Here is a 20,382-nt window from a genome sequence, read left to right on the forward strand (position 1 = left end):
CACGAGATGACAACGTTGTCTCACGGTGTCGCATCCCGGGTCCTCCTGCTGCCCGGGATGCCCGCCACAAGAAGACAACGTTGTCCTCCGTCCTTGAGGAGAACCCCCCATGGTCCGACGTCTGCTCACGGCCCTCGTGGCCCTGACCGGGATCGCAGCCCTCGCCTTCGCGTGGGCCTCGCCCCCCGCGCCCTCCGGGGCGCACCTCACCGCCTCCGCGCAGGCCGACACCGGCTTCCGGATCGAGAACGGCCGCCTCGTCGACGCGGCCGGCAACGACTTCGTGATGCGGGGCGTCAACCACGCCCACACCTGGTACCCGCAGGAGACCGGGTCCCTCGCCGACATCAAGGAGCTGGGCGCCAACACCGTCCGCGTCGTGCTCAGCAGCGGCGACCGGTGGGCGGAGAACGGCGTCGCCGACGTGGCCGCCGTCGTCGACGACTGCAAGGCCAACCGCCTGATCTGCGTGCTGGAGGTGCACGACACCACCGGCTACGGCGAGCAGTCCGGGGCCGCCACCCTCGACCAGGCCGTCGACTACTGGCTGCGCGTCCAGGACGCCCTGCACGGCGAGGAGGACCACGTCCTCGTCAACATCGGCAACGAGCCCTACGGCAACGACCAGGCGACCGTGGCGAACTGGGCGTCCGACACCTCGGCGGCGATCGGCCGGCTGCGGGACGCGGGGTTCCACCACACCCTGGTCGCGGACGCGCCCAACTGGGGCCAGGACTGGTCGCACACCATGCGCGACGGCGCCGCGTCGGTCTTCGCCTCCGACCCGCACGCCAACACGCTCTTCTCGATCCACATGTACGGCGTCTACGCCCAGGAGTCCACCGTGGTCTCCTACCTGGAGCACTTCACGAACGCGGGCCTGCCGCTGATCGTCGGCGAGTTCGGCCACGACCACAGCGACGGGAACCCCGACGAGGACGCCATCCTGGAGCACACCCGGCGCCTGGGCCTGGGGTACCTCGGCTGGTCCTGGAGCGGCAACGGCGGGGGAGTGGAGTACCTCGACATGGTCGAGGGCTTCGACCCCGAACGGCTCACCCCCTGGGGCGAGCGGATCTTCCACGGGCCCGACGGCATCGCCGAGACCTCCGTCGAGGCGCCCGTCTACGGTGACGGGGAGCCCACGGAGGAGCCGACCGAGGAGCCCACCGAGGGCCCGGGCGGCGACGGCTGCGAGGCCGTCTACACGGTCGTCCAGGAATGGTCGGGCGGGTTCCGGGCCGACGTGACCGTCACCGCCGCCGAGGACCTGACCGGCTGGACCGTGAGCTGGACCCACGCCCCCGGGCAGCACGTCGTCCACGCGTGGAACGCCGAGGTGACCTCCGACGGTCCGGACGTCACCGCCGTGAACGCCTCCTACAACGGCACGCTCGCCTCGGGGCGGTCGACCACCTTCGGCTTCACCGGTTCCAGTGAGGGGAGCCCGCGGGTCCCGGCCCTGACCTGCCGCTCCTGACGCACGTTCCGTTCCCGGCCGCGCGGACCACCGGGTCCGCGCGGCCGGGGACCCCGGGTAAGGGGCGGATCAGGGGGTGTAGGGGAGGCGGTCGACCGCGCGCACCTCGCCCAGGGTGGACCACTCGTTGCGGCCCAGGCGGGCCAGCGGACGCAGCCGCTCCACCTCCGGCAGGCCGTCCCGGCCCAGCACGCCGTCGTCCACCGCCACGTGCACCACCCGGCCGAACACCACCGTGGAGGTGCCGAACCCCACCGTCGAGTGCAGCGTGCACTCCAGCGCCACCGGGGAGGCCGCGACCCGGGGCGGGCGCACGGCCGCGCTCTCCTCGCGCGTGATCCCCAGCGCCTCGAACTCGTCCACCTCGGGCGGGTAGGCGGTCCCGGAGGCGTTCACCTCCTTCCACAGCGGCTCGGAGGCCAGGTTCACCACGAACTCGCCGGTGGCCTCCGCGTTGCGCAGGGAGTCCTTGCGGCCGGTGGAGGTGAACTGCACGATCGCCGGATCGGCGCAGGCGATGGTGAAGAAGGAGTGCGGCGCGAGGTTGTCCACGCCGTCGGCGGAGGTGGTGGAGACCCAGGCGATCGGCCGCGGGACCACCACCGCGGTGATCATCCGGTAGAAGGCCCGGCCGGGCAGGTCCTGGGGAGTCCATTCGGTACGCATCACCACCGATTATCCACAGGGGGAGGCCGCCCCGTGAGGGCGGCGGGGCCAGGGGGCATACCGGGGTCATGGAACTGGTCTCAGCAGACGACATCCGCGCCGCGGCCGCCCGCCTCCAGGGCTCGGTCGTGCGCACCCCCCTGACCGCCGGACCCGCCCAGGGGCCGCCGTTCCTCGTCAAACCCGAGAGCCTCCAGCCCACCGGGGCCTTCAAGCTGCGCGGCGCCACCAACGCCGTCGCCCTGCTCACCCCCGCCCAGCGCGCCCGCGGCGTCATCACCCACTCCTCCGGCAACCACGGCCAGGCCCTGGCCTACGCCGCCGCCCGGCTGGGCGTCCCCTGCACGGTGGTCGTCCCCGACAACGCTCCCGAGGTCAAGGTGGAGCGGATGCGGGACCGCGGGGCCCGGGTGGTCCTCGTCCCACCGGAGCGGCGGGCCGAGGTCGCCGAGGAGACGGCGCGCGCCGAGCTGCTGGCGCTGGTCCCGCCGTTCGACGACCCGGCCGTCATCGCCGGCCAGGGCACGGTGGGCCTGGAGATCCTGGAGCAGTCGCCGGAGGTGACCACGATCGTCGTCCCGGTCGGCGGGGGCGGGCTGGCCTCGGGGGTGGCCACGGCGGCGCGGACCGTCCACCCGCGCCGGATACGGGTCGTCGGGGTCGAGCCCGAGCTGGCCGCCGACGCCGCCGAGAGCCTGGAGCGGGGCCTGCGGGTCCCCTGGGAGCCCGCGCGCACCCACCGCACCATGGCCGACGGGGTGCGGGTGTGCCTGTCCGACCTCACCTTCGAGCACCTGCGCCGGCGGCTGGACGCGATCGTCACCGTCACCGAGGACGAGATCGCCCGCGCGGTCGCGCACCTGGCCCTGGGGGCGCGGGTGGTGGCCGAGCCCAGCGGGGCGCTGGCCGCGGCGGCGGTCCTGGCCGGCCGGGTGGCCGTGGAGCCGGGCAGACCGGAGGCCACGGTCGCGGTGGTCTCCGGCGGCAACGTCGACCCGGACCTGTTCGCCCGGATCATCGCCGAGCACCGCTGATCCGGGAGGGGGCCGGAACGCGGGCGAAAGGAGGGAGGGGGCGCCGAAGCCGCGAGATCCCGGCGGTGCGGCCGGCCCCAGGAGACCGGCACGGGAGGCTCCACGGTGCGCGAAGCCCGGGGCGGGGGACTCTCAGGGGGCCGCGGTGCCGGAGCGCTGCCGGTCGGCGGCCTCGCGGCGGGCCCGCTCCTCGCGGTCCTCGCGGCGGCGCAGCGCCATGTCACCGAGGGCGGCCGCGCCGAAGGCCAGGGCGATCCCGGTGATCAGCAGCAGGGTCCACAGGGCGGTGCCGAAGGAGTCGGGGTCGGTCAACGGGGCCTCCAGGGGGTGCGGAACGCCGACCCCACAACCGTAATAGGCGTTAACTTCCGAACCCAGTGTTCGCGGGGGTGAACTGTGCCATACCGCACACACGAAGGGCCGGGGCCGCGCGGCCCCGGCCCCCGCGGACGGCGACTAGAGGATGGACCCCGGCGTGTACGCCGCGGCCTCCGGGTGCAGCGCCGCGAGCGCGTCGATCCGCTCCACCACGGCGCCGACCTGGTCGGCCGCCGCGCCCGTGAACGTGATCCGGTCCGCGAGCAGCGCGTCCAGGGCCGCCCGGTCCAGCGGGAACCGCTCGTCCCCGCCCAACCGCTCCAGCAGCCGGTTGCCCGTGCCCTCACGGCGCATCGCCAGCGCCGAGCCCACGGCGTGCTCCTTGATCAGCTCGTGCGCCGTCTCCCGGCCCACGCCCTCGCGCACCGCGGCCATCAGCATCTTGGTGGTCGCCAGGAACGGCAGGTACCGGTCCAGCTCCGCCGAGATCACCGCGGGGAAGGCGCCGAACTCGTCCAGCACCGTCAGCATCGTCTCGACCAGGCCGTCGAAGGCGAAGAACGCGTCCGGCAGCGCCACCCGGCGCACCACCGAGCACGACACGTCGCCCTCGTTCCACTGGTCGCCGGCCAGCTCGCCGGCCATCGACGCGTACCCGCGCAGGACCACCGTCAGGCCGTTGACCCGCTCGCAGGAGCGCGTGTTCATCTTGTGCGGCATCGCGGAGGAGCCCACCTGGCCCTCGGCGAAGCCCTCGGTGACCAGCTCGTGCCCGGCCATCAGCCGGATCGTCTTGGCCAGCGACGACGGGCCCGCCGCCAGCTGCACCAGCGCCGTCAGCACGTCGAAGTCCAGCGACCGCGGGTACACCTGGCCCACGCTCGTGAACCGGTGGGCGAACCCCAGGTGGGCGGCCACCTCGTCCTCCAGCTGCGCCAGCGCGGCCCGGTCCCCGCCCAGCAGGTCCAGCATGTCCTGGGCGGTGCCCACCGGGCCCTTGATGCCGCGCAGCGGGTAGCGGCCGATCAGGTCCTCCAGCCGCCCGAGCGCCACGAGCACCTCGTCGGCGATCGACGCGAACCGCTTGCCCAGCGTGGTGGCCTGCGCCGCCACGTTGTGCGACCGCCCGGCCATCACCGTCGTCCCGTACTCGGCGGACAGGCGGCCCAGGCGCGCCAGCAGCGCCACCGTGCGGTCGCGCACGAGCAGCAGGCTGTCGCGGATCTGCAGCTGCTCGACGTTCTCGGTGAGGTCGCGCGAGGTCATGCCCTTGTGCACGTGCTCGTGCCCGGCCAGGGCGTTGAACTCCTCGATCCGCGCCTTGACGTCGTGGCGGGTGACCCGCTCACGGGCGGCGATGGACTCCAGGTCCACCTGCTCCAGGACCTTCTCGTAGTCGGCCACCACGCCGTCGGGGACGTCCACGCCCAGGCGCGCCTGCGCCCGCAGGACGGCCAGCCACAGCCGCCGCTCGGCGACCACCTTGTACTCCGGGGACCACAGCCGGGTCAGCTCGGCCGAGGCGTACCGGGCGGCCAGGACATCGGGGATAACGGGTTTCGCGCTCACGTTCGTCCACCCTACCGTCCTGAGCAGGCACGCCCGCGACCAGGCGAGGCCTTGCGGCCCGCGCCGCGGGGGCGGCCGGGGTAGGGGCGGCACTACCCCCGACCCGGTGGCCCGGCGGATTCCCCGGGCGCCCCCCGGCTTCCTACCGTGGAGGCATGACCACAGGCACCGTACGGCAGCGCACCCCGGGCGCACCCGCCGACCTCCTCCGGGCGATGGCCCGACCGGGCTTCCCCGTCTCCCGATGGTCGCTGAGGGCGATCACCTACACCGCCACCACCATGGTGATCGGGATCGCCGCCATGGCCGTCGCCTTCCCCTTGTACGGGCCCTGGCTGGTCGTGGTCATCGCCCTGTTCGACGCGCCCCCGGGCCCCGGGGACCGGGCGTTCCTGCTGGTCTCGGGGACCCTGAGCGGCCTGGCCACGGTCGCGTTCTTCGGGCCGCTGGTCGGGATCCCGCTGGGGGCGGTGGAGCGCCGCCGACTGCGCCTGGTCTCGCCCGGCCTCGCCGACAGCGGCCACCGCGTCCCCCCGCCCGGGCTGTGGGGCTGGATCAAGACCCGCTACACCGAGGCCGCCACCTGGCGCGAGGTCGCCTACCTCTTCCTGCTCATGGTCATCGCCTTCTCGCTCTTCACGGTGATGGGCATGCTGCTGATCTTCGCCGTCGTCCTGCTGGCGGGACCGGTCCTGGTCGGGGACGCCCCCGGCTCCGAGGTGAGCCTGGGCTTCGTCACCGCCACCACCGTCGAGGAGGCGCTGCCGCTGACCCTGCTCTCCCCGGTCGCCCTCCTGGCCGCCGTCTACCTGAGCGGCGTCACCTCCTACGGCCACGGGGTCCTGGCCCGCGCCCTGCTGGTCGGCCCGCCCAAGGAGGAGCTGCGCGCCGAGCTCACCGAGGTCACCCACTCCCGGGCCCGCCTCGTCGACGCCTTCGAGTACGAGCGCCGCCGCATCGAACGCGACCTGCACGACGGGGCGCAGCAGCGCCTGGTGGCCCTGAACATGGACCTGGGCATGGCCCGGCTGGACGTCGAGGAGGGCTCGGAGGCCGACCGCCGCCTGGCCGCCGCCCAGCGCAAGGCCGACGAGCTCATCACCGAGCTGCGCGAACTCGTCCGCGGCATCCACCCGCGCGTCCTCACCGACCGCGGCCTGCCCGCCGCCCTGGCCGAACTCGCCGACCACTCGCCCGTCCCGGTCACCGTCCAGGCGGAGCTGCCCCGCCGACTCCCCTCCCACGTGGAGGGCACCGCCTACTTCGTGGTCGCCGAGGCGCTCACCAACGTCTACAAGCACACCGAGGCCAACGCCGCCACCGTGCACGCCTCCCTGGTCCCCGCCGCCCACGGCGACGCCCTGGTGGTGGAGGTCACCGACTACGGGCCCGGCGGCGCCGACCCGGCGCGCGGCAGCGGCCTGACCGGGATGCGCGACCGGGTCGCGGTCATGGGCGGCACAATGGACCTGACCAGCCCCCAGGGGGGTCCGACCCGCATCCGAGTGGAGCTGCCGTGCACGATCGACCGGACGGATCCGAGGTGACGCCCGTCCCCACCGTGCTCGCCGAGGACGGCGTGCTGCTGCGGGAGGGCCTGGTGGGCGTGCTGGAGCGCTTCGGGTTCCCCGTGGTGGCCGCCGTCGGCGACGGTGACGCCCTGCTCAGGGCCGTGGACGAGCACCGCCCCGGACTGGTCGTCACCGACATCCGCATGCCCCCGGACTTCACCGACGAGGGGCTGCGCGCCGCCGTCGAGCTGCGCCGCCGCCACTCCGATCTGGCGGTGGTGGCGCTCAGCCAGTACGTCGAGCTCAGCTATGCCTCCGACCTGCTCGACTCCGGGGCGGGGCGCGGCGTGGGCTACCTGCTCAAACAGCGGGTGGGCGACGTGCGCGAGTTCGCGACGGTGCTGCGCCGCGTGGTGGAGGGCGCGACCTTCGTCGACCCCGAGGTGGTCCGCCAGCTGCTGCGCCGCCGCTCCGACCCGCTGGAGCGCCTCACCCCGCGCGAGCGCGAGGTGCTGGCGCTGATGGCCGAGGGCCACTCCAACGGGGCGATCGCCCGCCGCCTGGTGGTCAGCGACGCCGCCGTCGGCAAGCACGTCGGCAACATCCTCGCCAAGCTCGACCTGCCGCCCGACGAGGACGTGCACCGCCGCGTCCAGGCCGTGCTGGCCTACCTGCGCGGCAACTGAACGGCCGCCGGGCGGGCCCACGGCTCCGCGGTCGGGCGGCCCGCGTCCGCGGGTGCGGTGCGGGTCCGCCCCGCGGGGCGGACCCGCGACCGGGTCAGTCGTTCCCGGTCCAGTCGATCGCCATGACGGTCTCGTCGCCGACCACCCAGGCGTCGTGGCCGGGCGGGATGTACGCGAGCCGGCCGGTGGAGGCCTCGGCCTCGGTGCCGTCCTCCATGCGCACCCGCAGGGTGCCGGACAGGACCAGGAGGCTGTGGGCGAGCATGCACAGGTCCGTGCCCGCCTCCTCGCGCCGGTGCTCCGACCAGCGCCATCCCGGCTCGAACGTGAGGCGGGTGACGTTGTGCCCGCCCAGCCGCACGATCTCCGCGTGCCCGTGGTCGAACGCCTGGCGCTCGTCGGGGGACTCGAAGCCGGCCGTCTCGATCCGGTCGTGCGCCTCCTCGTCCCACGCCTGCACGGTGGTCTGGTGGGCGATGGCGCCGTCGCTCAGGTCCAGCATGGTGTTGCTCATGACCATGCCGCCGTCGGGGTAGACGCACCGCTCGGTGTAGGCGACGTGGTCCCCGTCCACGGCCACCGTGAGGACCTCGTGCGTCATCTCCCGGCCGCACAGCTCGCGCACGACCGGCTCGATGGCCTCCTTGCCGTGCAGGACCGCGGGGGACCCCGGCGGCGTCCGCTTGTCGAACATCTCCAGGTCGGCGTCGTCCCGGAACATCGCGATCATGGTGTCGGCGTCCGTCTCCTCGATGGCGCGGCGGTAGGCCTCGACGTCGAAGCGGGCGTCGTTCTGGGTGGACATGTCTCACTCCACATGGAACGGAGGGAAGGTGAGGGGCGCGGCCGAGGGGCGGGCCCGGGGCGTCCCACTGCCAGGTTGCGCCCGGCCCCCTCCCCGCGCGTGCCAAGAATCGGTGCTTTCTCGACAAGGGCCGCGGGGGCCGGGCCGCCGAGGGGGCCCGCGGGGCCGGACGTATCGTGGTCCCACAGGCGGCCCCGGGCCCCGGCCCAGAACGCGAAGCCCCCGCGCAGCCCTGGAGGAGAGCCGATGAGACCGACCGTCGCCGCACCCGAGAGCGTCACCTGGGCGGTCCACCTGGACCGCGCCATGTGGGTGGCGGGGGTGCGCGCCCTCATGCTCCAGGCCCTGCACCCGGTGGCGATGCAGGGCGTGTGGCAGCGCTCGGACTTCCGCAGCGACCCCACGGGGCGGCTGCTGCGCACCGCCCACTTCGTCGCCGTCACCACCTACGGCTCCCCGGAGGAGGCCGACCGGCTGGGCGCGCACATCCGCCGGGTGCACCGGGCGCTGTCGTTCACCGACCCCGCCACCGGCCGCCGCCACCGCGTCGACGAGCACGACCTGCTGGTGTGGGTGCACTGCGCCGAGGTGACGTCCTACCTGGAGACCGCGGTGCGCGCCGGGGTGCCCCTCACCCCCGCCGAGTACGACCGCTACTTCGACGAGCAGTCCGCCACCGCCGCCTACGTGGGCCTGTCCCGGGACGACGTCCCGCGCTCGGCCGCGGACATGCGCCGCTACCTGGCCGCGGTCCGCCCCGTGCTGCGCGCCACCCCCGAGGCCCGGCAGGCGGTCCGGTTCCTGCTGTGGCCCGCGGTGCCCGAGCACCTGTCCGCGCTGGCCCCGCTGCGGCCCCTGTGGTTCCCGGTCGGCGCCCTGTCCTACGCCACCCTGCCCGCCTGGGCGCGCCGCGAGTACGGGGTCCTGCCCGAGGTACCGGGCGGGGAGGCCGCGGCCACCGCGGCCCTGCGCGCGCTGCGCGCCGGGCTCAACCGGGTGCCGGAGCGCTACTACAACCTCATCTTCGACGAGGCGACCGTGCGCAGCGCCGAGGAGGCGCGCGAGCGCCTGCTGGCGGCGGGCTACCGGGTGGAGAACGGGTTCCGGGCGCTGCGCTCGCGCACCCGCTTCCGCGCCCCCGAACCGGCCGCCCTCCCCGCGCCGCGGGTCCCCGCCGGACCCTGACCCGGCGCGCCGCTCACCCCCGCGCGGGCGGCACCCGGTCGATGAGCCCGTCGAGGACGACCTCGGCCAGCCTTCCGGCGGCGTCCCGGCGCTCCTGCGGGGTGCGCTCACCGCTCCCGGCGAGCCGGTCGGCCAGGGGGAACTGCGTGAAGCCCGTGGCCGGTCCGATGACCGCGAAGTAGAGCAGGTCCGTCGGCAGCGGCCGGATCCGCCCCTGGGCGGCGAGCCGCTCCACGGAGGGCATCGCCGCGGCCAGGACCGGCGCGATGTAGTTGCGGTGCAGGTGGTCGAGCCGCTCGCCCTCGCGGCGGAACTCGTCGGTCAGCACCCGGCCGAGCATCGGGGTGTCCACGACCGAGCGGTAGAAGTGGCCGATGACGGCGCGCAGCACCGCCTCGTCGTCACCGGTGTGCTGCTCCACCAGTGCGGTCAGCCGGTCCTTCTGCGCGGCCAGGACCCGGTCCACGACCGCGCGCCAGAAGGCGGCCTTGGAGCCGTAGCGGTCGTTGATGAAGTTGTGGCTGACCCCCAGCCGGCGGGCCAGCTCCCGGGCCGAGGCCCCGTCGTAGCCGAGCTCGGCGAACGCCTCCAGGCCGCGTTGCAGGACGGTGTCCTCGTCCGGCGCCGCCGGGCCGCCCCGGCCCGGCCGCCCGGGTCCCCTGACGGTGTGCGCGCCCATGCCGACCTCCTCGCTTGACACCTGTCAGATTCTATTTAATCTGACAGGTGTCAGACCTTGTCGCGTCCCGCAGGAGGACCCCGTGCACGAGTCCACAGCCACCACTCCCTGGCCCGTCGGGCGCGGCTCCCGGGACCGGGTCGCCGCCCGCTTCGGCGCCGGGCGCGCCGACCTCGCCCACCTGGCCCTGACCACCGGCGACCCCCTCGCCGACGCCGTCGCCGACGAGATCGCCGCGGGCGGCCGCCGTGTCCGCGCCGCCCTCCAGGAGGGCATCACCCGCGGCCTGGCCTCCCTCGCCGACCCGCCCCCGGCCGTCGCCGCCCTGCTCGCCGACACCGAGACCCCGCCCGACGGCGCCGACGACGCGCTCCTGGACCGGGGCTCGCTCTCCGCCTTCGACGCGCCCCAGGCCGCGCGCATCATCGCCCTGACCGCCGGCTCCCTCGTCAGGACCTACGAGTCCCCCTCCATCGCCGAGGTCCTCAAGCTGAGCGGGCGCCTCCTCGACGCCGTCCCCCGCAGGCTGGAGGACACCGGCCGCTGGTACCTCACCGCGCTGCTGCCCGGCTCCCTGCGCCCAGGGGAGGCTGGCTACACCGCCACCCTCCAGGTGCGGGTGCTGCACGCCCACATGCGCGCCATGGCCCGCCGCCGCGGGTACGACGAGGCCGCGCTGGGCGTGCCGATCAACCAGGTCGACCTGGTCCGCACCTGGATGGACTTCACCCTCACCTCCCACAACGCCCTGGACGCCATGGGCTACCACTCGTCCGCCGCGGACCGGGCCGACCAGTACCGCTACTGGCACCACGTCGCCCACCTGCTCGGCATCGACCCCCGCCTCCTCGACGGCGTCCGCGACCAGGAGAGCGCCCGCGAGACCGACGACCTCCTCCAGGCGGTCACCGGACCGCTGGGCCCGGACTCCGCGGCCCTGGCCGAGGCCACCCTGCGCTCGACCGCGGCCACCCTGGACGAGGTCGCCTCGATCCCCGGCGCGGTCGGCCTGCCCGCCCTGTGCGCCCTCGCGCGCCGCTTCCACGGGGACGCCCGCGCCGACGCGCTCGGCCTGCCCCGCGCGGCCGTCGCCGGCGCCGTCCTGGACGCCGCCGCGGCCCTCAACCGCGTGCGCGGGCGGCGCCTGCTCCGCGACCCCCGGCGGCTCGGCGCGGTCCGCGCCCGCAACGTCGCCGCCACCCGCGCCCACCTGGCCCGGGCGGCCCGCCCCGCCACCCACGCCCGCGGGGGCGACCCCGACCGGCCCGTCCCCGCCGAGCACCGCACCGGAGAGGAGCGCCCCTGAGGCGCAGGCCCGCCGTCCGGGGGTGACATTCGCCGCGTGGCGGGGCACTCCGGGCGCCGGTAGCATTCCCGGCGGGCGTCCACGGGCGCCCTTTCGCACGGGGGAGGGGCCATGGCGCAGGACGGGACGACGGCGGGAACGGCCGAGGCCGCGGACGTGCGCATGCTCACCGTCCACCACGACGACCCCCGGGTCCAGGGCCTGCTCGACGGCCTGCTGGAGGAGTACACCGAGCGCTACGGCGCCGAGGGCGCCGCGAGCGAGCTGTCCCGCTACCCGGTCTCGGAGTTCGCCGCGCCCCACGGCCGGATCGTGCTCGCCGAACTGGACGGCGAGGTCGTCGCCGGGGGAGCGCTGCGCCCCTACGCCCCGGGCGGCGGCGAGCGCCCCGGCACCGCCGAGTTCAAGCGCATCTGGACCTCCGCCCGGCACCGGCGGCGCGGCCTGGGCCGCCGGGTCATGACCGCCCTGGAGGACGCCGCCCGCGCCCTGGGCTACCGCGACGTCATCCTGTTCACCGGCCCCAACCAGCCCGAGGCGGTCGCCCTGTACGAGCGCATCGGCTACCGGTGGACGGACCCCGCCACCATCGCCGACCTGCCCTATCCGAAGGCCATCCCCTTCGTGCACGTGCTCTGAACCCGGCCGGCCCCGGAACACCCGTCCCCACCTGCGCCGATCGTGGTCACGGGGGCATAACGGGGAGTGCCCGGGCGTTATGGGGTTCGCTATGTCCGCGCGACGGCCACCGCGCCGCCCGCCGCCGTACGATGGGCGCCGAGACCGCCGCCGGCGAGCCGTCCGGCCGCCCACCCGCGGCGGCGGCCCCGCACCGACGCACGACGAGGAGAGTCACGACGTGAGCGAGCAGCAGCGCCCCGGAGCCGACATGGGCACCTTCGTGTTCACGCCACGCAAGAACGGCCAGGCGCAGTCGGTCTCCGACGAGCTCGCCGCGTGGATGACCACCGGGTGGGCCGACACCGAGCGCCGCGACCTGGAGCCCATCGAGCAGGCCGGGCACACCGCCCGCCGCCGCGCCGCGCTCAGCGCGGCCTTCCCCGGCGAGCGGCTCGTCGTCCCCGCCGGACAGCTGCTCACCCGCTCCAACGACACCGAGTACCCCTTCCGCGCCGCCAGCGACTACGCCTACCTCACCGGCGACACCTCCGACGGCGGCTGCCTGGTCCTGACCCCGCGCGCCGACGGCGGCCACGACGCCGTCCTCTACCTCAAGCCGCGCTCCAACCGCGAGAACGGCGAGTTCTGGCTCGGCGGCTACGGCGAGCTGTGGACCGGCCGCCGCAACAGCCTGGCCGAGGCCGCCGACCTGTTCGGCGTGCCCACCGCCGACGTCACCACGCTCACCGGCGTCCTGGCCGCCACCGACACCGCCGTGCGCATCGCCCGCGGCCACGACGCCGAGCTCGACGCCGTCATCGACGGGGTGCGCGCCGACGCCGACGAGGAGGCCCGCGCCAAGTCGGCCTCCCTGGACGAGGAGCTCGCGGTCACCCTGGCCGACCACCGCCTGGTCAAGGACGAGTGGGAGATCGCCCAGCTCCAGCTGGCCGTCGACGCCACCGCCCGCGGCTTCGAGGACGTCGCCAAGACCCTGCCGCAGGCCAAGGACACCTCCGAGCGGTTCATCGAGGGCACGTTCTTCCTGCGCGCCCGCGTGGAGGGCAACGACGTCGGCTACGGCACCATCGCCGCCTCCGGCGCCAACGCCACCACCCTGCACTGGACCCGCAACGACGGCCCCGTCCGCGACGGCGACCTGCTGCTGCTCGACGCCGGTGTGGAGACCACCACCCTGTACACCGCCGACGTCACCCGCACCATGCCGGTCTCGGGCACCTTCACCGACACCCAGCGCAAGGTGTACGACCTGGTGTACGCCGCCCAGGAGGCCGGCATCGCGGCCGTCGCCCCCGGCGCCCCGTTCATCGCCTTCCACCAGGCCGCCCAGCGGGTGCTGGCCGAGGGCCTGATCGAGTGGGGCCTGCTGGAGGGCCCGGTGGACCGCGTCCTGGAGCTGGGGCTCCAGCGCCGCTACACCCTGCACGGCACCGGCCACATGCTCGGCCTGGACGTGCACGACTGCGCGGTCTCCCGCCAGGAGGTCCACCTGTACGGCGACCTGAAGCCCGGCATGGTCCTCACCGTCGAGCCCGGCCTGTACTTCCAGGCCGACGACCTGACCGTCCCCGAGGAGCTGCGCGGCATCGGCGTGCGCATCGAGGACGACGTCCTGGTCACCGAGGACGGGCGCGCCGTCCTGTCGGCCGCGCTGCCGCGCTCCTCCGCCGAGGTCGAGGCCTGGCTGGCCGAGCGCCTGCCGCGCTCCTGACCCCCGGTCCGCCCCGGGCCGCCCGCGCCGTCCCCCGGCGCGGGCGGCCCGGGTCTTTTTCCGACGATTCCCGCGGGCGGCCGTCGAATCCCCGGCCCGTCGATCGTCATCCTTGCGAACCGCCCTCCCAGGTGGTCACGTGGAACGACGACGAGGAAGAGGAACCCGCCATGCGCTACGCGCTGCTGCTGCACAACGCCGAACCCGCCGAGGGCGAGATCCCGCAGGAGGCCGTCGAGGCCGTGCAGGAGGCCTTCGGCGCCTACGGCAGGGCCCTGGAGGCCGCCGGCGTGCTGGTCGCCGCCGAGGTCCTGGCGACCCCGCGCGCCACCACCACGCTCACCCGCCGCGAGGGCGGGCTGCGCATCCAGGACGGCCCCTTCGCCGACACCAAGGAGGCCCTGGCCGGGGTGTTCGTCATCGACGTGCCCGACCTGGACGCCGCCCTGGCCTGGGCCGAGAAGTGCCCGGGCGCCCAGTACGGGGTCCTGGAGGTCCGCCCCGCCGCCACCTCCTACATCGACGGCGCATGGACCTGACCGCCGGTCCCGCGGTGCGGGCCGCCTGCGCGGCCCGCACCTCCCACGGGCGCCTGCTCGCCCTGCTGGCCGCGCCCACCGGAGACCTGCCCGCCGCCGAGGACGCCCTCGCCGACGCCTACGAGCGCGCCCTCACGGCCTGGCCGCGCGACGGCGTGCCCGCCGATCCCGAGGCCTGGCTGTTCACGGTGGCCCGCAACCGGCTGCGCGACCACTGGCGGTCGGCCGCCGTGCGCACCGGGGTGCCGCTGGACCCGGACCGCCACGCCCCGGCCGCCGACGCCACACCCGACGTGGACGCCGTCGGCGACCGCCGCCTGGAACTGATGCTGGTGTGCGCCCACCCGGCGGTCGACCCCGCCGTGCGCACCCCGCTCATGCTCAACACCGTCCTGGGCCTGACGGTCGCCCGCATCGCCCCCGCGTTCGCCCTCCCCGCGCCCACCCTGGCCGCCCGGCTCACCCGGGCCAAGAAGCGGATCAAGGAGGCGGGAGTGCCCTTCCGCATCCCCGACCGGGACGCCCTGCCCGAACGGCTGGACCACGTCCTGGAGGCGGTCTACGGCGCCCACGCCGTCGACTGGGAGATCGGCGGCACCGAACCCCGCACCGGCCTGACCGCCGAGGCCCTGGACCTGGCCGAGGTCCTCGCGCGGCTGGCCCCCGACAGCGCCGAGGCCCACGGCCTGGCCGCGCTCATCGCCCTGGCGGCGGCCCGCGCCCCCGCCCGGCTGGACGGACGGGGCCGCCCGGTCCCCCCGGCCGAACAGGACACCGGCCGCTGGGACCGCGCGCTCATCGAACGCGGCCGCGCCCACCTGCGCGCCGCCCACGCCCTGGGCGCCGTCGGCCGCTTCCAGCTGGAGGCCGCCGCCCAGGCGGTGCACTGCGCCCGCGCCGACACCGGCACGGTCGCCTGGGAGCACCTGCGCGAGCTGTACCGGCACCTGCACCGGCTGGCCCCCACCCTGGGGTCGGCGACCGCGCTGGCCGCCGTCACCGCCGAGACCGACGGACCCGCTGCGGGCCTGGCCCTGCTGGAGGAGGAGACGGCGCCCTGGGGGCGCGGGCCGCGCGCTTCGCCCCCGCCTGGGCGGTGCGCGCCCACCTGCTGCGGGCCCTGGGCCGCACCGGCCCGGCCCGCGCCGCCTACGACAGGGCGGTCTCGCTCACCACGGAGCCCGGTGCCCGCTCCCGCCTGGAGGAGGAGCGAGCCCGGTCGGGCTGACCCGCGCGGAGGGCGCCCGTCAGCCGAACCGCACGAACGCCCGCAGCGGCGGGCTGTGGTCGTGCGCCTCCGTGAACCCGAGGGCCTCGTAGAACGCCCGCTGCCGGTCCTCGTCGTCGGTGAGCAGCACCCGCTGCCGGACGCCGGGGTACCCGGCGAACAGCTCCTCCAGCAGCCGCCGCCCCAGACCGCCGCGCTGCTCTCCGGGGGCCACCAGCACGTCCTGGAGGTACACGACGGTCGCCCCGTCGGAGACCGACCGGGCCAGCCCCACCAGCCTGCCGTCCCTGCGGGCCGCCACCACCCGGTGGGACCCGGCCAGGGCCCGCACCAGCCCCTCCGGATCGCGGGTGTAGGCGTCCCAGCCCACCGACCCGTACAGCTCCAGCACCTCGTCGCGCACCAGCTCCGGCGCCGCGCAGGCGCGCACCTCCACCACGGCCACGGACCGCCCTCCCGTCCTCGTCTCAGAAAGGGGGAGTCTGGCACGGATCAGGCGGTGGCGCGCGGCAGGGTGATGGTCACGGACGTGCCCGACGGGCCGCTGTCCAGGTCCACCCGGCCGCCCTGGGCCGCCACCAGCGAGCGCACCACGGCCAGGCCCAGCCCGGCGATCCGCCCGCCCCCGCCCGCGCGCGTGGTCACGAACGGCTCGAACACCCGCGGCAGCACGTCCGGGGCGATGCCCGGGCCGTCGTCGGCCACCACCAGCGCCACCCCGTCGCCGGTGCCGTGCGCGGACACCTCCACCCGGGTCCCCTCCGGGGTGTGGTCCACCGCGTTCCCGATCAGGTTGGCCAGGCACTGCTCCAACCGGGCCTGGTCGCCCAGCAGCACCTCCGGCGGCGGCTCGGCCACGGTGACCGCCTCCCGCGCGGGCAGCGCCCCCGCGCGCGAGCGCACCTCGTCGAACAGGTCGGGCAGGAACACCGGCTCCCGGGCGGCGTCGATCTCGTCGCCGCCGCGCGCCACCGCCATCAGGTCCTCCAGCACCCGGCGCAGCCGTACCAGCTCGGCGCGCACGATCTGCGCCTCCGGGCCGCCCAGCAGCTCCAGGTGCCCCTCGGCGACCGCCAGCGGGGTGCGCACCTCGTGCGAGATCACCGACAGGTAGCGCCGCCGGTCGGCCTCGGCCCCCTCGATCCGGTCCAGCATGCGGTTGATCTCCCCGGCCAGCTCGCCGATCTCGTCCCGGGTGCCGGGAACGGGCACCCGCGCCGCCAGGTCGGCGGGGGAGACCTCCTTGGCCGCCGCCGACACCTCCCGCACCGGCCGCAGCGTGCGCCGCACCACCGCCCACAGCAGCAGCCCGCCCCCGGCCAGGCCCACCGCGCCCGCCGCGCCGACGCTCGCCAGCACCGCGCCGGCCGCGTCCCGCGACGGCTCCAGCGGCGCCGCCACCGTCACCACCGCCACCTGCGCGCCGTCCCCGTCCACCACGGCGGTGTCCATCACCCGCAGCGGCCCGACGCCGCTGTCCACCGTGCGCAGGGAGCCCGGTTCCACCGGCGGCGCCCCGGGGCCGCTCAGCAGCGTCGCCACCGGCCCCGGCCCCCCGGTGCTCTGCAGCCGGACCCCGCCCGCGGACACCAGCGTCACGTGCCGGGCCCCGCTCGGCCGCGTCGCCAGCGCCTGCCGCGCCGCCCGCTGCGCCTCCGGACCCGACACCACCCCGTCGATCCCGGCGGCCTCGGGCAGCCGGTTCCCCAGCGCCTCGCCCACCAGCGCCGCCTCCTCCTGGAGCAGCCGGTCCACGTCGGCCCGGCCCGACACCCGCACCAGCTCGTAGGTGAGCAGGGCCACCCCGCCGATCACCAGCGCCATCACCAGCAGGGCCCGGAGCACCACCCGGGCGGTGAGGTTCACCGGTCACCGCCGTCCAGCCGGTAGCCGACCCCGCGCACCGTCACGATCCGCTCCGCGCCGAGCTTGCGGCGCAGCTGGCTGACGTATACCTCCACCACGTTCGACGCCCCGTCGAAGTCGTAGCCCCACACCCGGTCCAGCAGCTGGGGCTGGGAGAACACCTGCCCCGGGTGGCGCACCAGCACCTCCAGCAGGCCGAACTCGCGCGCCGACAGGGTGACGGTGGCCCCGTCCACCGACGCGGTGCGCGCCCCCAGGTCCAGCACGATCCCCCCGGCGGCCAGCACGTCCGCGCGCTCCTGTCCGCCGGTGCGCAGCCGGGCCCGGACCCGGGCCAGCAGCTCGCTCACGCTGAAGGGCTTGACCATGTAGTCGTCGGCCCCGGCGTCCAGGTTCGCGACCCGGTCGCTCACGGCGTCCTTGGCGGTCAACACGATCACCGGGACCGAGGGGCGGCGGCTCCGCAGCCGACGCAGCACCTCCTCGCCCGGGATGCCCGGCAGGCCCAGGTCCAGCACCACCAGCTCGACGTCGGGGGACAGGGCCATCGTCAGCCCGTCGATGCCGTCGGAGGCGACCAGCACCCGGTGCCCGGCGCTCTCCAGCCCGCGCCGCACGAAGGAGACGATGCCCTCCTCGTCCTCCACCACCAGAATCGCCACGCCCCCGCGCCCCTTTCCCCCGCCTGTCGTGGCCCAGCCTCCCAGGGGGCACTGAGCCGTTCCTGAGCGCAACATGAAGAAGGTCTTCAGGTTGCACTCATGTCCCCATCATCCCGCCGTCCCATGCTGGAGTCAGTGAACGGGACCTCCACGGGTAAGGACACCATGATGCAGAAGCGGACCACGATCCTCCTCGCCACCTCCGCGGCCGGGCTGCTGGCCGTCGGCGCTGTCGGCGGCTACCTGCTGCTCGACGACCCCGAGCAGCAGATCCAGCCGATCAGCCTGACCGGTTTCTCCTCCGGCGGCGCCCCGGCGGCCGCCCCCGCCGACGGCAACGGCGGCACCTCGGCCACCCGGTCCGTCGAGGGCCTGGAACAGCTCACCGGCGAGCTGCGCGCCGACGACGACCAGGACCGGGACGAGGACCACGACGACTGGAGCGTGGCCGGGGTGGACGTCGACTTCGGTCCCGAGGAATGGCTGCTGACCGACCCGGTCGTGGAGGACTACGACGGCGACGGCACCGCCGCCCCGCTGCTGGAGGAGCTGCGCGGGCTGGAGGGCACCGAGGTCACCCTGGGCGTCCGCTACGAGGAGGACGACGACGGCGAGCGCGAGGACGCCGACGTCTACACCGTCAACGGGCTCAACCTGCGCGACCCCGACGGCGGCCCGGCCCCCTGGGACAACTCCGGCACCGAGGGCGAGGCCGACCGCGACGCCGTGTCCGCCGCCGCCGAGGCGGCCGTGGGCGAGGGCGCCCGCGCCGTGGACGCGGACCGCGACGACGAGGACGGCCACCAGGTCTGGGACGTCGAGGTGCACGGCGCCGACGGCCGCGAGTACGACGTCATCGTCGACCTGTCCGGCGAGGTCGTCGACGTCCGCGAGGACGACTGATCCGCTCCCGCCGTCCCGTCCGCCGACGGGACGGCGGGAACGGCACCGCCGGGACGGCCGGGGGTGGGCCCGGGGACACCTTGGGGGTAGGGCCCGCCGTAGTGACCGGCCGGTGCGCCGTCGGCCAGGCTCGATACCATGACCGAGAACGCCCGTCCGCTCGGCACGCTTCTCCGCCTGCCGCCCGTCCTGGGACTGCTCCTGCTCGCCCCGGTCTGCGCCGAGTACCTCTACGGCTACGACGACTCGACCGGCGACCCGCGGGAGCTCCTGGGTGGGCTGTTCCTCTTCGCGCCCCTGTACGGCGGGGCCGCCGTGCTCATCCGCGAGGTCGTCCGCAGGACCGGGCGCGGGTGGCCGGCCGTCCTGCTGCTGGGCGCCGCCTTCGGCGTGGTCCAGGCGGGGCTCGTGGACCTGTCGCTGTTCAACCCCTCCTACCGCGACATCCCGTACTGGGAGGACATGTTCTCCTCCTCCCTGCTGCCGGCCCCGGGTGTGAACCCCAACCTGGCGCTCGCCTTCACGGCGGGGCACGCGGTCTGGAGCGTCACCGTGCCGATCGCGGTCGTGGAGTCGCTCGCCCCCCGGACGGCCGCCCGGCCGTGGCTGGGGTGGTTCGGGCTGGCCGTGGTCGCGGCCGGGTTCGCGGCCGCCGCCGTGCTCGTGCTGCGGTGGTCCGTGGAGACCGAGGGGTTCGTGCCCTCCGCCGGGCAGGCCGTCGGCGCGGCCGCGGCGGCGCTCGCCCTGGGCGCCGCGGCCTTCCTGTGGCGCGGGCCCGCCCGGCCCGACCCGCGGCCCGCGCCCCCGCCGTGGGCGGTCGGCGGCACCGTCCTGGCGGCGCTGGGCCTGCCCGGGGCGGTCGCGCACCTGCTGCGGGTGGTGGGCCTGGGGGAGGGGCCGTGGCGGATCGCGGACTCGTCCTGGTTCCTCATCGGCTGGCCGGGGTTCGCGGTCAACCTGGCCGTCCTGGGCGGCCTCGCCGTGCTGCTGGCCCGCTGGTCGGCCCGGGCGGGCTGGGGGCCCCGCCACGTGCTCGCCGCAGCGGGCGGCGCCCTGCTCGCCAACGTGTTCACGGCCTTCCTCGCCCGCCCCATCGGCGACGTGGCGGCGGCCGCCAAGTACACCCACAACACGGTCGCCCTCCTCGGCTCGCTCGCGGTGCTCGCCCTGGGCTCTCGCCGCCTCCGGACGGCCCGGCCGCCCACGCCCGGGGCGGGGTGACCACGGCCGCGCCCCGAACCGGTCGGCCGCCGAGCCGTTCCCCGGCCCGGCCCCGGGCGGCCCGGCCGGGCGAGGTGCGGGCCGCCGCCGGCAGCCGGGCCCGCGGCGGCGGGAAGGCGAGACCGCTGGTCGGAGCCGGAAGCGGACGTTGTACGCTCTTCGGGCCAGTCGTACTCCACTTCGTGGGGCAGGGAACCCGGTGCGAATCCGGGACTGACGCGCAGCGGTGAGGGTGACGGGCGGGCATGTGCCGGGACCTCCATGTCCCGGACGGCCACTGGGGCGCACCGCCCCGGGAAGGCGCTCCGCTCCGGAAGACCCCGAGTCCGAAGACCTGCTGGCACCGGCGGTGACGGGCCGCCGGGTCACCC

General features: G+C 75.6%; 20 protein-coding genes, 1 pseudogene and 1 riboswitch. Of the genes and pseudogenes, 13 read left to right on the plus strand and 8 right to left on the minus strand.

Going from position 1 to position 20,382, the window contains the following annotated elements; all coding sequences use genetic code 11:
- Positions 1 to 109 precede the first annotated feature (109 nt).
- Positions 110 to 1,480, plus strand: coding sequence for a cellulase family glycosylhydrolase (locus tag KGD84_RS13795; RefSeq protein WP_220560736.1), 1,371 nt, complete (start codon positions 110 to 112; stop codon positions 1,478 to 1,480).
- 69 nt (positions 1,481 to 1,549) lie between these two features.
- Here KGD84_RS13795 and KGD84_RS13800 read toward each other — a convergent pair whose 3' ends face one another.
- Positions 1,550 to 2,146 carry a flavin reductase family protein gene (locus tag KGD84_RS13800; RefSeq protein ID WP_220560737.1) on the minus strand — a complete coding sequence of 199 codons (597 nt, stop codon included), beginning with the start codon at positions 2,144 to 2,146 and terminating at the stop codon, positions 1,550 to 1,552.
- A gap of 68 nt (positions 2,147 to 2,214) precedes the next feature.
- Between KGD84_RS13800 and KGD84_RS13805 the strand changes: the two genes are divergently transcribed.
- Positions 2,215 to 3,180, plus strand: coding sequence for a threonine ammonia-lyase (locus KGD84_RS13805; RefSeq protein ID WP_220560738.1), 966 nt, complete (start codon positions 2,215 to 2,217; stop codon positions 3,178 to 3,180).
- A gap of 132 nt (positions 3,181 to 3,312) precedes the next feature.
- Here the strand turns inward: KGD84_RS13805 and KGD84_RS13810 are convergent, their stop codons facing one another.
- Complete coding sequence (locus KGD84_RS13810) at positions 3,313 to 3,492, minus strand: histidine kinase (RefSeq protein WP_220560739.1); 180 nt, start codon at positions 3,490 to 3,492, stop codon at positions 3,313 to 3,315.
- A gap of 144 nt (positions 3,493 to 3,636) precedes the next feature.
- Entirely contained in the window at positions 3,637 to 5,067 is a 1,431-nt protein-coding gene (purB, locus tag KGD84_RS13815) for an adenylosuccinate lyase (RefSeq protein WP_220560741.1), read from the minus strand.
- 155 nt (positions 5,068 to 5,222) lie between these two features.
- On the opposite strand from purB, the gene KGD84_RS13820 reads away from it, so the two are divergent.
- Positions 5,223 to 6,614 (plus strand): sensor histidine kinase, encoded by a 1,392-nt coding sequence (locus tag KGD84_RS13820; RefSeq protein ID WP_220560742.1) that lies wholly within the window; start codon positions 5,223 to 5,225, stop codon positions 6,612 to 6,614.
- Entirely contained in the window at positions 6,584 to 7,264 is a 681-nt protein-coding gene (locus KGD84_RS13825) for a response regulator (RefSeq protein ID WP_255646521.1), read from the plus strand. Before KGD84_RS13820 ends, KGD84_RS13825 begins: the two co-directional genes overlap by 31 nt.
- A gap of 94 nt (positions 7,265 to 7,358) precedes the next feature.
- Here KGD84_RS13825 and KGD84_RS13830 read toward each other — a convergent pair whose 3' ends face one another.
- A complete protein-coding gene (locus KGD84_RS13830; protein WP_220560743.1) occupies positions 7,359 to 8,069 on the minus strand; it encodes a nuclear transport factor 2 family protein in 711 nt (236 codons plus the stop codon).
- 246 nt (positions 8,070 to 8,315) lie between these two features.
- Between KGD84_RS13830 and KGD84_RS13835 the strand changes: the two genes are divergently transcribed.
- Positions 8,316 to 9,254, plus strand: a complete 939-nt coding sequence (locus tag KGD84_RS13835; RefSeq protein ID WP_220560744.1) for an oxygenase MpaB family protein — start codon at positions 8,316 to 8,318, stop codon at positions 9,252 to 9,254.
- A 13-nt stretch (positions 9,255 to 9,267) separates the two neighbouring features.
- On the opposite strand, the gene KGD84_RS13840 is transcribed toward KGD84_RS13835, so the two are convergent.
- Positions 9,268 to 9,954 (minus strand): TetR/AcrR family transcriptional regulator, encoded by a 687-nt coding sequence (locus KGD84_RS13840; RefSeq protein ID WP_220560745.1) that lies wholly within the window; start codon positions 9,952 to 9,954, stop codon positions 9,268 to 9,270.
- 61 nt (positions 9,955 to 10,015) lie between these two features.
- Here KGD84_RS13840 and KGD84_RS13845 point away from each other — a divergent pair, with 61 nt between their 5' ends.
- The 6 genes and pseudogenes from KGD84_RS13845 (at position 10,016) to KGD84_RS13870 (ending at position 15,359) form a co-directional block, all read left to right on the plus strand.
- Positions 10,016 to 11,239: an oxygenase MpaB family protein gene (locus KGD84_RS13845; protein ID WP_255646522.1), complete on the plus strand. Its 1,224-nt coding sequence runs from the start codon at positions 10,016 to 10,018 to the stop codon at positions 11,237 to 11,239.
- A gap of 111 nt (positions 11,240 to 11,350) precedes the next feature.
- Complete coding sequence (locus KGD84_RS13850; protein ID WP_220560747.1) at positions 11,351 to 11,878, plus strand: GNAT family N-acetyltransferase; 528 nt, start codon at positions 11,351 to 11,353, stop codon at positions 11,876 to 11,878.
- 220 nt (positions 11,879 to 12,098) lie between these two features.
- Positions 12,099 to 13,592 carry an aminopeptidase P family protein gene (locus KGD84_RS13855; protein WP_220560748.1) on the plus strand — a complete coding sequence of 498 codons (1,494 nt, stop codon included), beginning with the start codon at positions 12,099 to 12,101 and terminating at the stop codon, positions 13,590 to 13,592.
- Positions 13,593 to 13,723: 131 nt separating this feature from the next.
- Positions 13,724 to 14,131: a YciI family protein gene (locus tag KGD84_RS13860; protein ID WP_255646523.1), complete on the plus strand. Its 408-nt coding sequence runs from the start codon at positions 13,724 to 13,726 to the stop codon at positions 14,129 to 14,131.
- Positions 14,122 to 14,901, plus strand: a pseudogene (locus KGD84_RS33810) (DUF6596 domain-containing protein); the annotation flags it as partial. The gene KGD84_RS13860 and the pseudogene KGD84_RS33810, both read left to right, overlap by 10 nt.
- A gap of 326 nt (positions 14,902 to 15,227) precedes the next feature.
- Complete coding sequence (locus KGD84_RS13870; RefSeq protein WP_255646525.1) at positions 15,228 to 15,359, plus strand: hypothetical protein; 132 nt, start codon at positions 15,228 to 15,230, stop codon at positions 15,357 to 15,359.
- 19 nt (positions 15,360 to 15,378) lie between these two features.
- Here KGD84_RS13870 and KGD84_RS13875 read toward each other — a convergent pair whose 3' ends face one another.
- From KGD84_RS13875 to KGD84_RS13885, 3 genes are read right to left on the minus strand one after another with little or no spacing between them, the layout of a single operon-like run.
- On the minus strand, positions 15,379 to 15,804 hold the full coding sequence (locus KGD84_RS13875; protein WP_255646526.1) for a GNAT family N-acetyltransferase: 426 nt from the start codon (positions 15,802 to 15,804) through the stop codon (positions 15,379 to 15,381).
- A gap of 47 nt (positions 15,805 to 15,851) precedes the next feature.
- A complete protein-coding gene (locus KGD84_RS13880; RefSeq protein WP_220560749.1) occupies positions 15,852 to 17,225 on the minus strand; it encodes a sensor histidine kinase in 1,374 nt (457 codons plus the stop codon).
- Positions 17,222 to 17,887 carry a response regulator transcription factor gene (locus KGD84_RS13885; RefSeq protein ID WP_220560750.1) on the minus strand — a complete coding sequence of 222 codons (666 nt, stop codon included), beginning with the start codon at positions 17,885 to 17,887 and terminating at the stop codon, positions 17,222 to 17,224. Before KGD84_RS13885 ends, KGD84_RS13880 begins: the two co-directional genes overlap by 4 nt.
- A 123-nt stretch (positions 17,888 to 18,010) precedes the next feature.
- Between KGD84_RS13885 and KGD84_RS13890 the strand changes: the two genes are divergently transcribed.
- On the plus strand, positions 18,011 to 18,790 hold the full coding sequence (locus tag KGD84_RS13890) for a PepSY domain-containing protein (protein WP_260697221.1): 780 nt from the start codon (positions 18,011 to 18,013) through the stop codon (positions 18,788 to 18,790).
- Positions 18,791 to 18,928: 138 nt separating this feature from the next.
- Positions 18,929 to 20,011, plus strand: coding sequence for a hypothetical protein (locus KGD84_RS13895; RefSeq protein ID WP_220560752.1), 1,083 nt, complete (start codon positions 18,929 to 18,931; stop codon positions 20,009 to 20,011).
- A gap of 148 nt (positions 20,012 to 20,159) precedes the next feature.
- A riboswitch (cobalamin riboswitch) is annotated at positions 20,160 to 20,367 on the plus strand.
- The last annotated feature ends 15 nt before the right edge of the window (positions 20,368 to 20,382 follow it).

The sequence above is a fragment of the Nocardiopsis changdeensis genome, from assembly GCF_018316655.1.
GTDB classification, from domain to species: Bacteria; Actinomycetota; Actinomycetes; order Streptosporangiales; family Streptosporangiaceae; genus Nocardiopsis; species Nocardiopsis changdeensis.

Coding starts and splice junctions, on each gene's coding strand:
- KGD84_RS13800 (WP_220560737.1), bottom strand. CDS start 2,146: ATGCGTACCGAATGGACTCCCCAGGACCTGCCCGGCCGGGCCTTCTAC.
- KGD84_RS13895 (WP_220560752.1), top strand. CDS start 18,929: ATGACCGAGAACGCCCGTCCGCTCGGCACGCTTCTCCGCCTGCCGCCC.
- KGD84_RS13850 (WP_220560747.1), top strand. CDS start 11,351: ATGGCGCAGGACGGGACGACGGCGGGAACGGCCGAGGCCGCGGACGTG.
- KGD84_RS13890 (WP_260697221.1), top strand. CDS start 18,011: ATGCTGGAGTCAGTGAACGGGACCTCCACGGGTAAGGACACCATGATG.
- KGD84_RS13820 (WP_220560742.1), top strand. CDS start 5,223: ATGACCACAGGCACCGTACGGCAGCGCACCCCGGGCGCACCCGCCGAC.
- KGD84_RS13805 (WP_220560738.1), top strand. CDS start 2,215: ATGGAACTGGTCTCAGCAGACGACATCCGCGCCGCGGCCGCCCGCCTC.
- KGD84_RS13835 (WP_220560744.1), top strand. CDS start 8,316: ATGAGACCGACCGTCGCCGCACCCGAGAGCGTCACCTGGGCGGTCCAC.
- KGD84_RS13830 (WP_220560743.1), bottom strand. CDS start 8,069: ATGTCCACCCAGAACGACGCCCGCTTCGACGTCGAGGCCTACCGCCGC.
- KGD84_RS13795 (WP_220560736.1), top strand. CDS start 110: ATGGTCCGACGTCTGCTCACGGCCCTCGTGGCCCTGACCGGGATCGCA.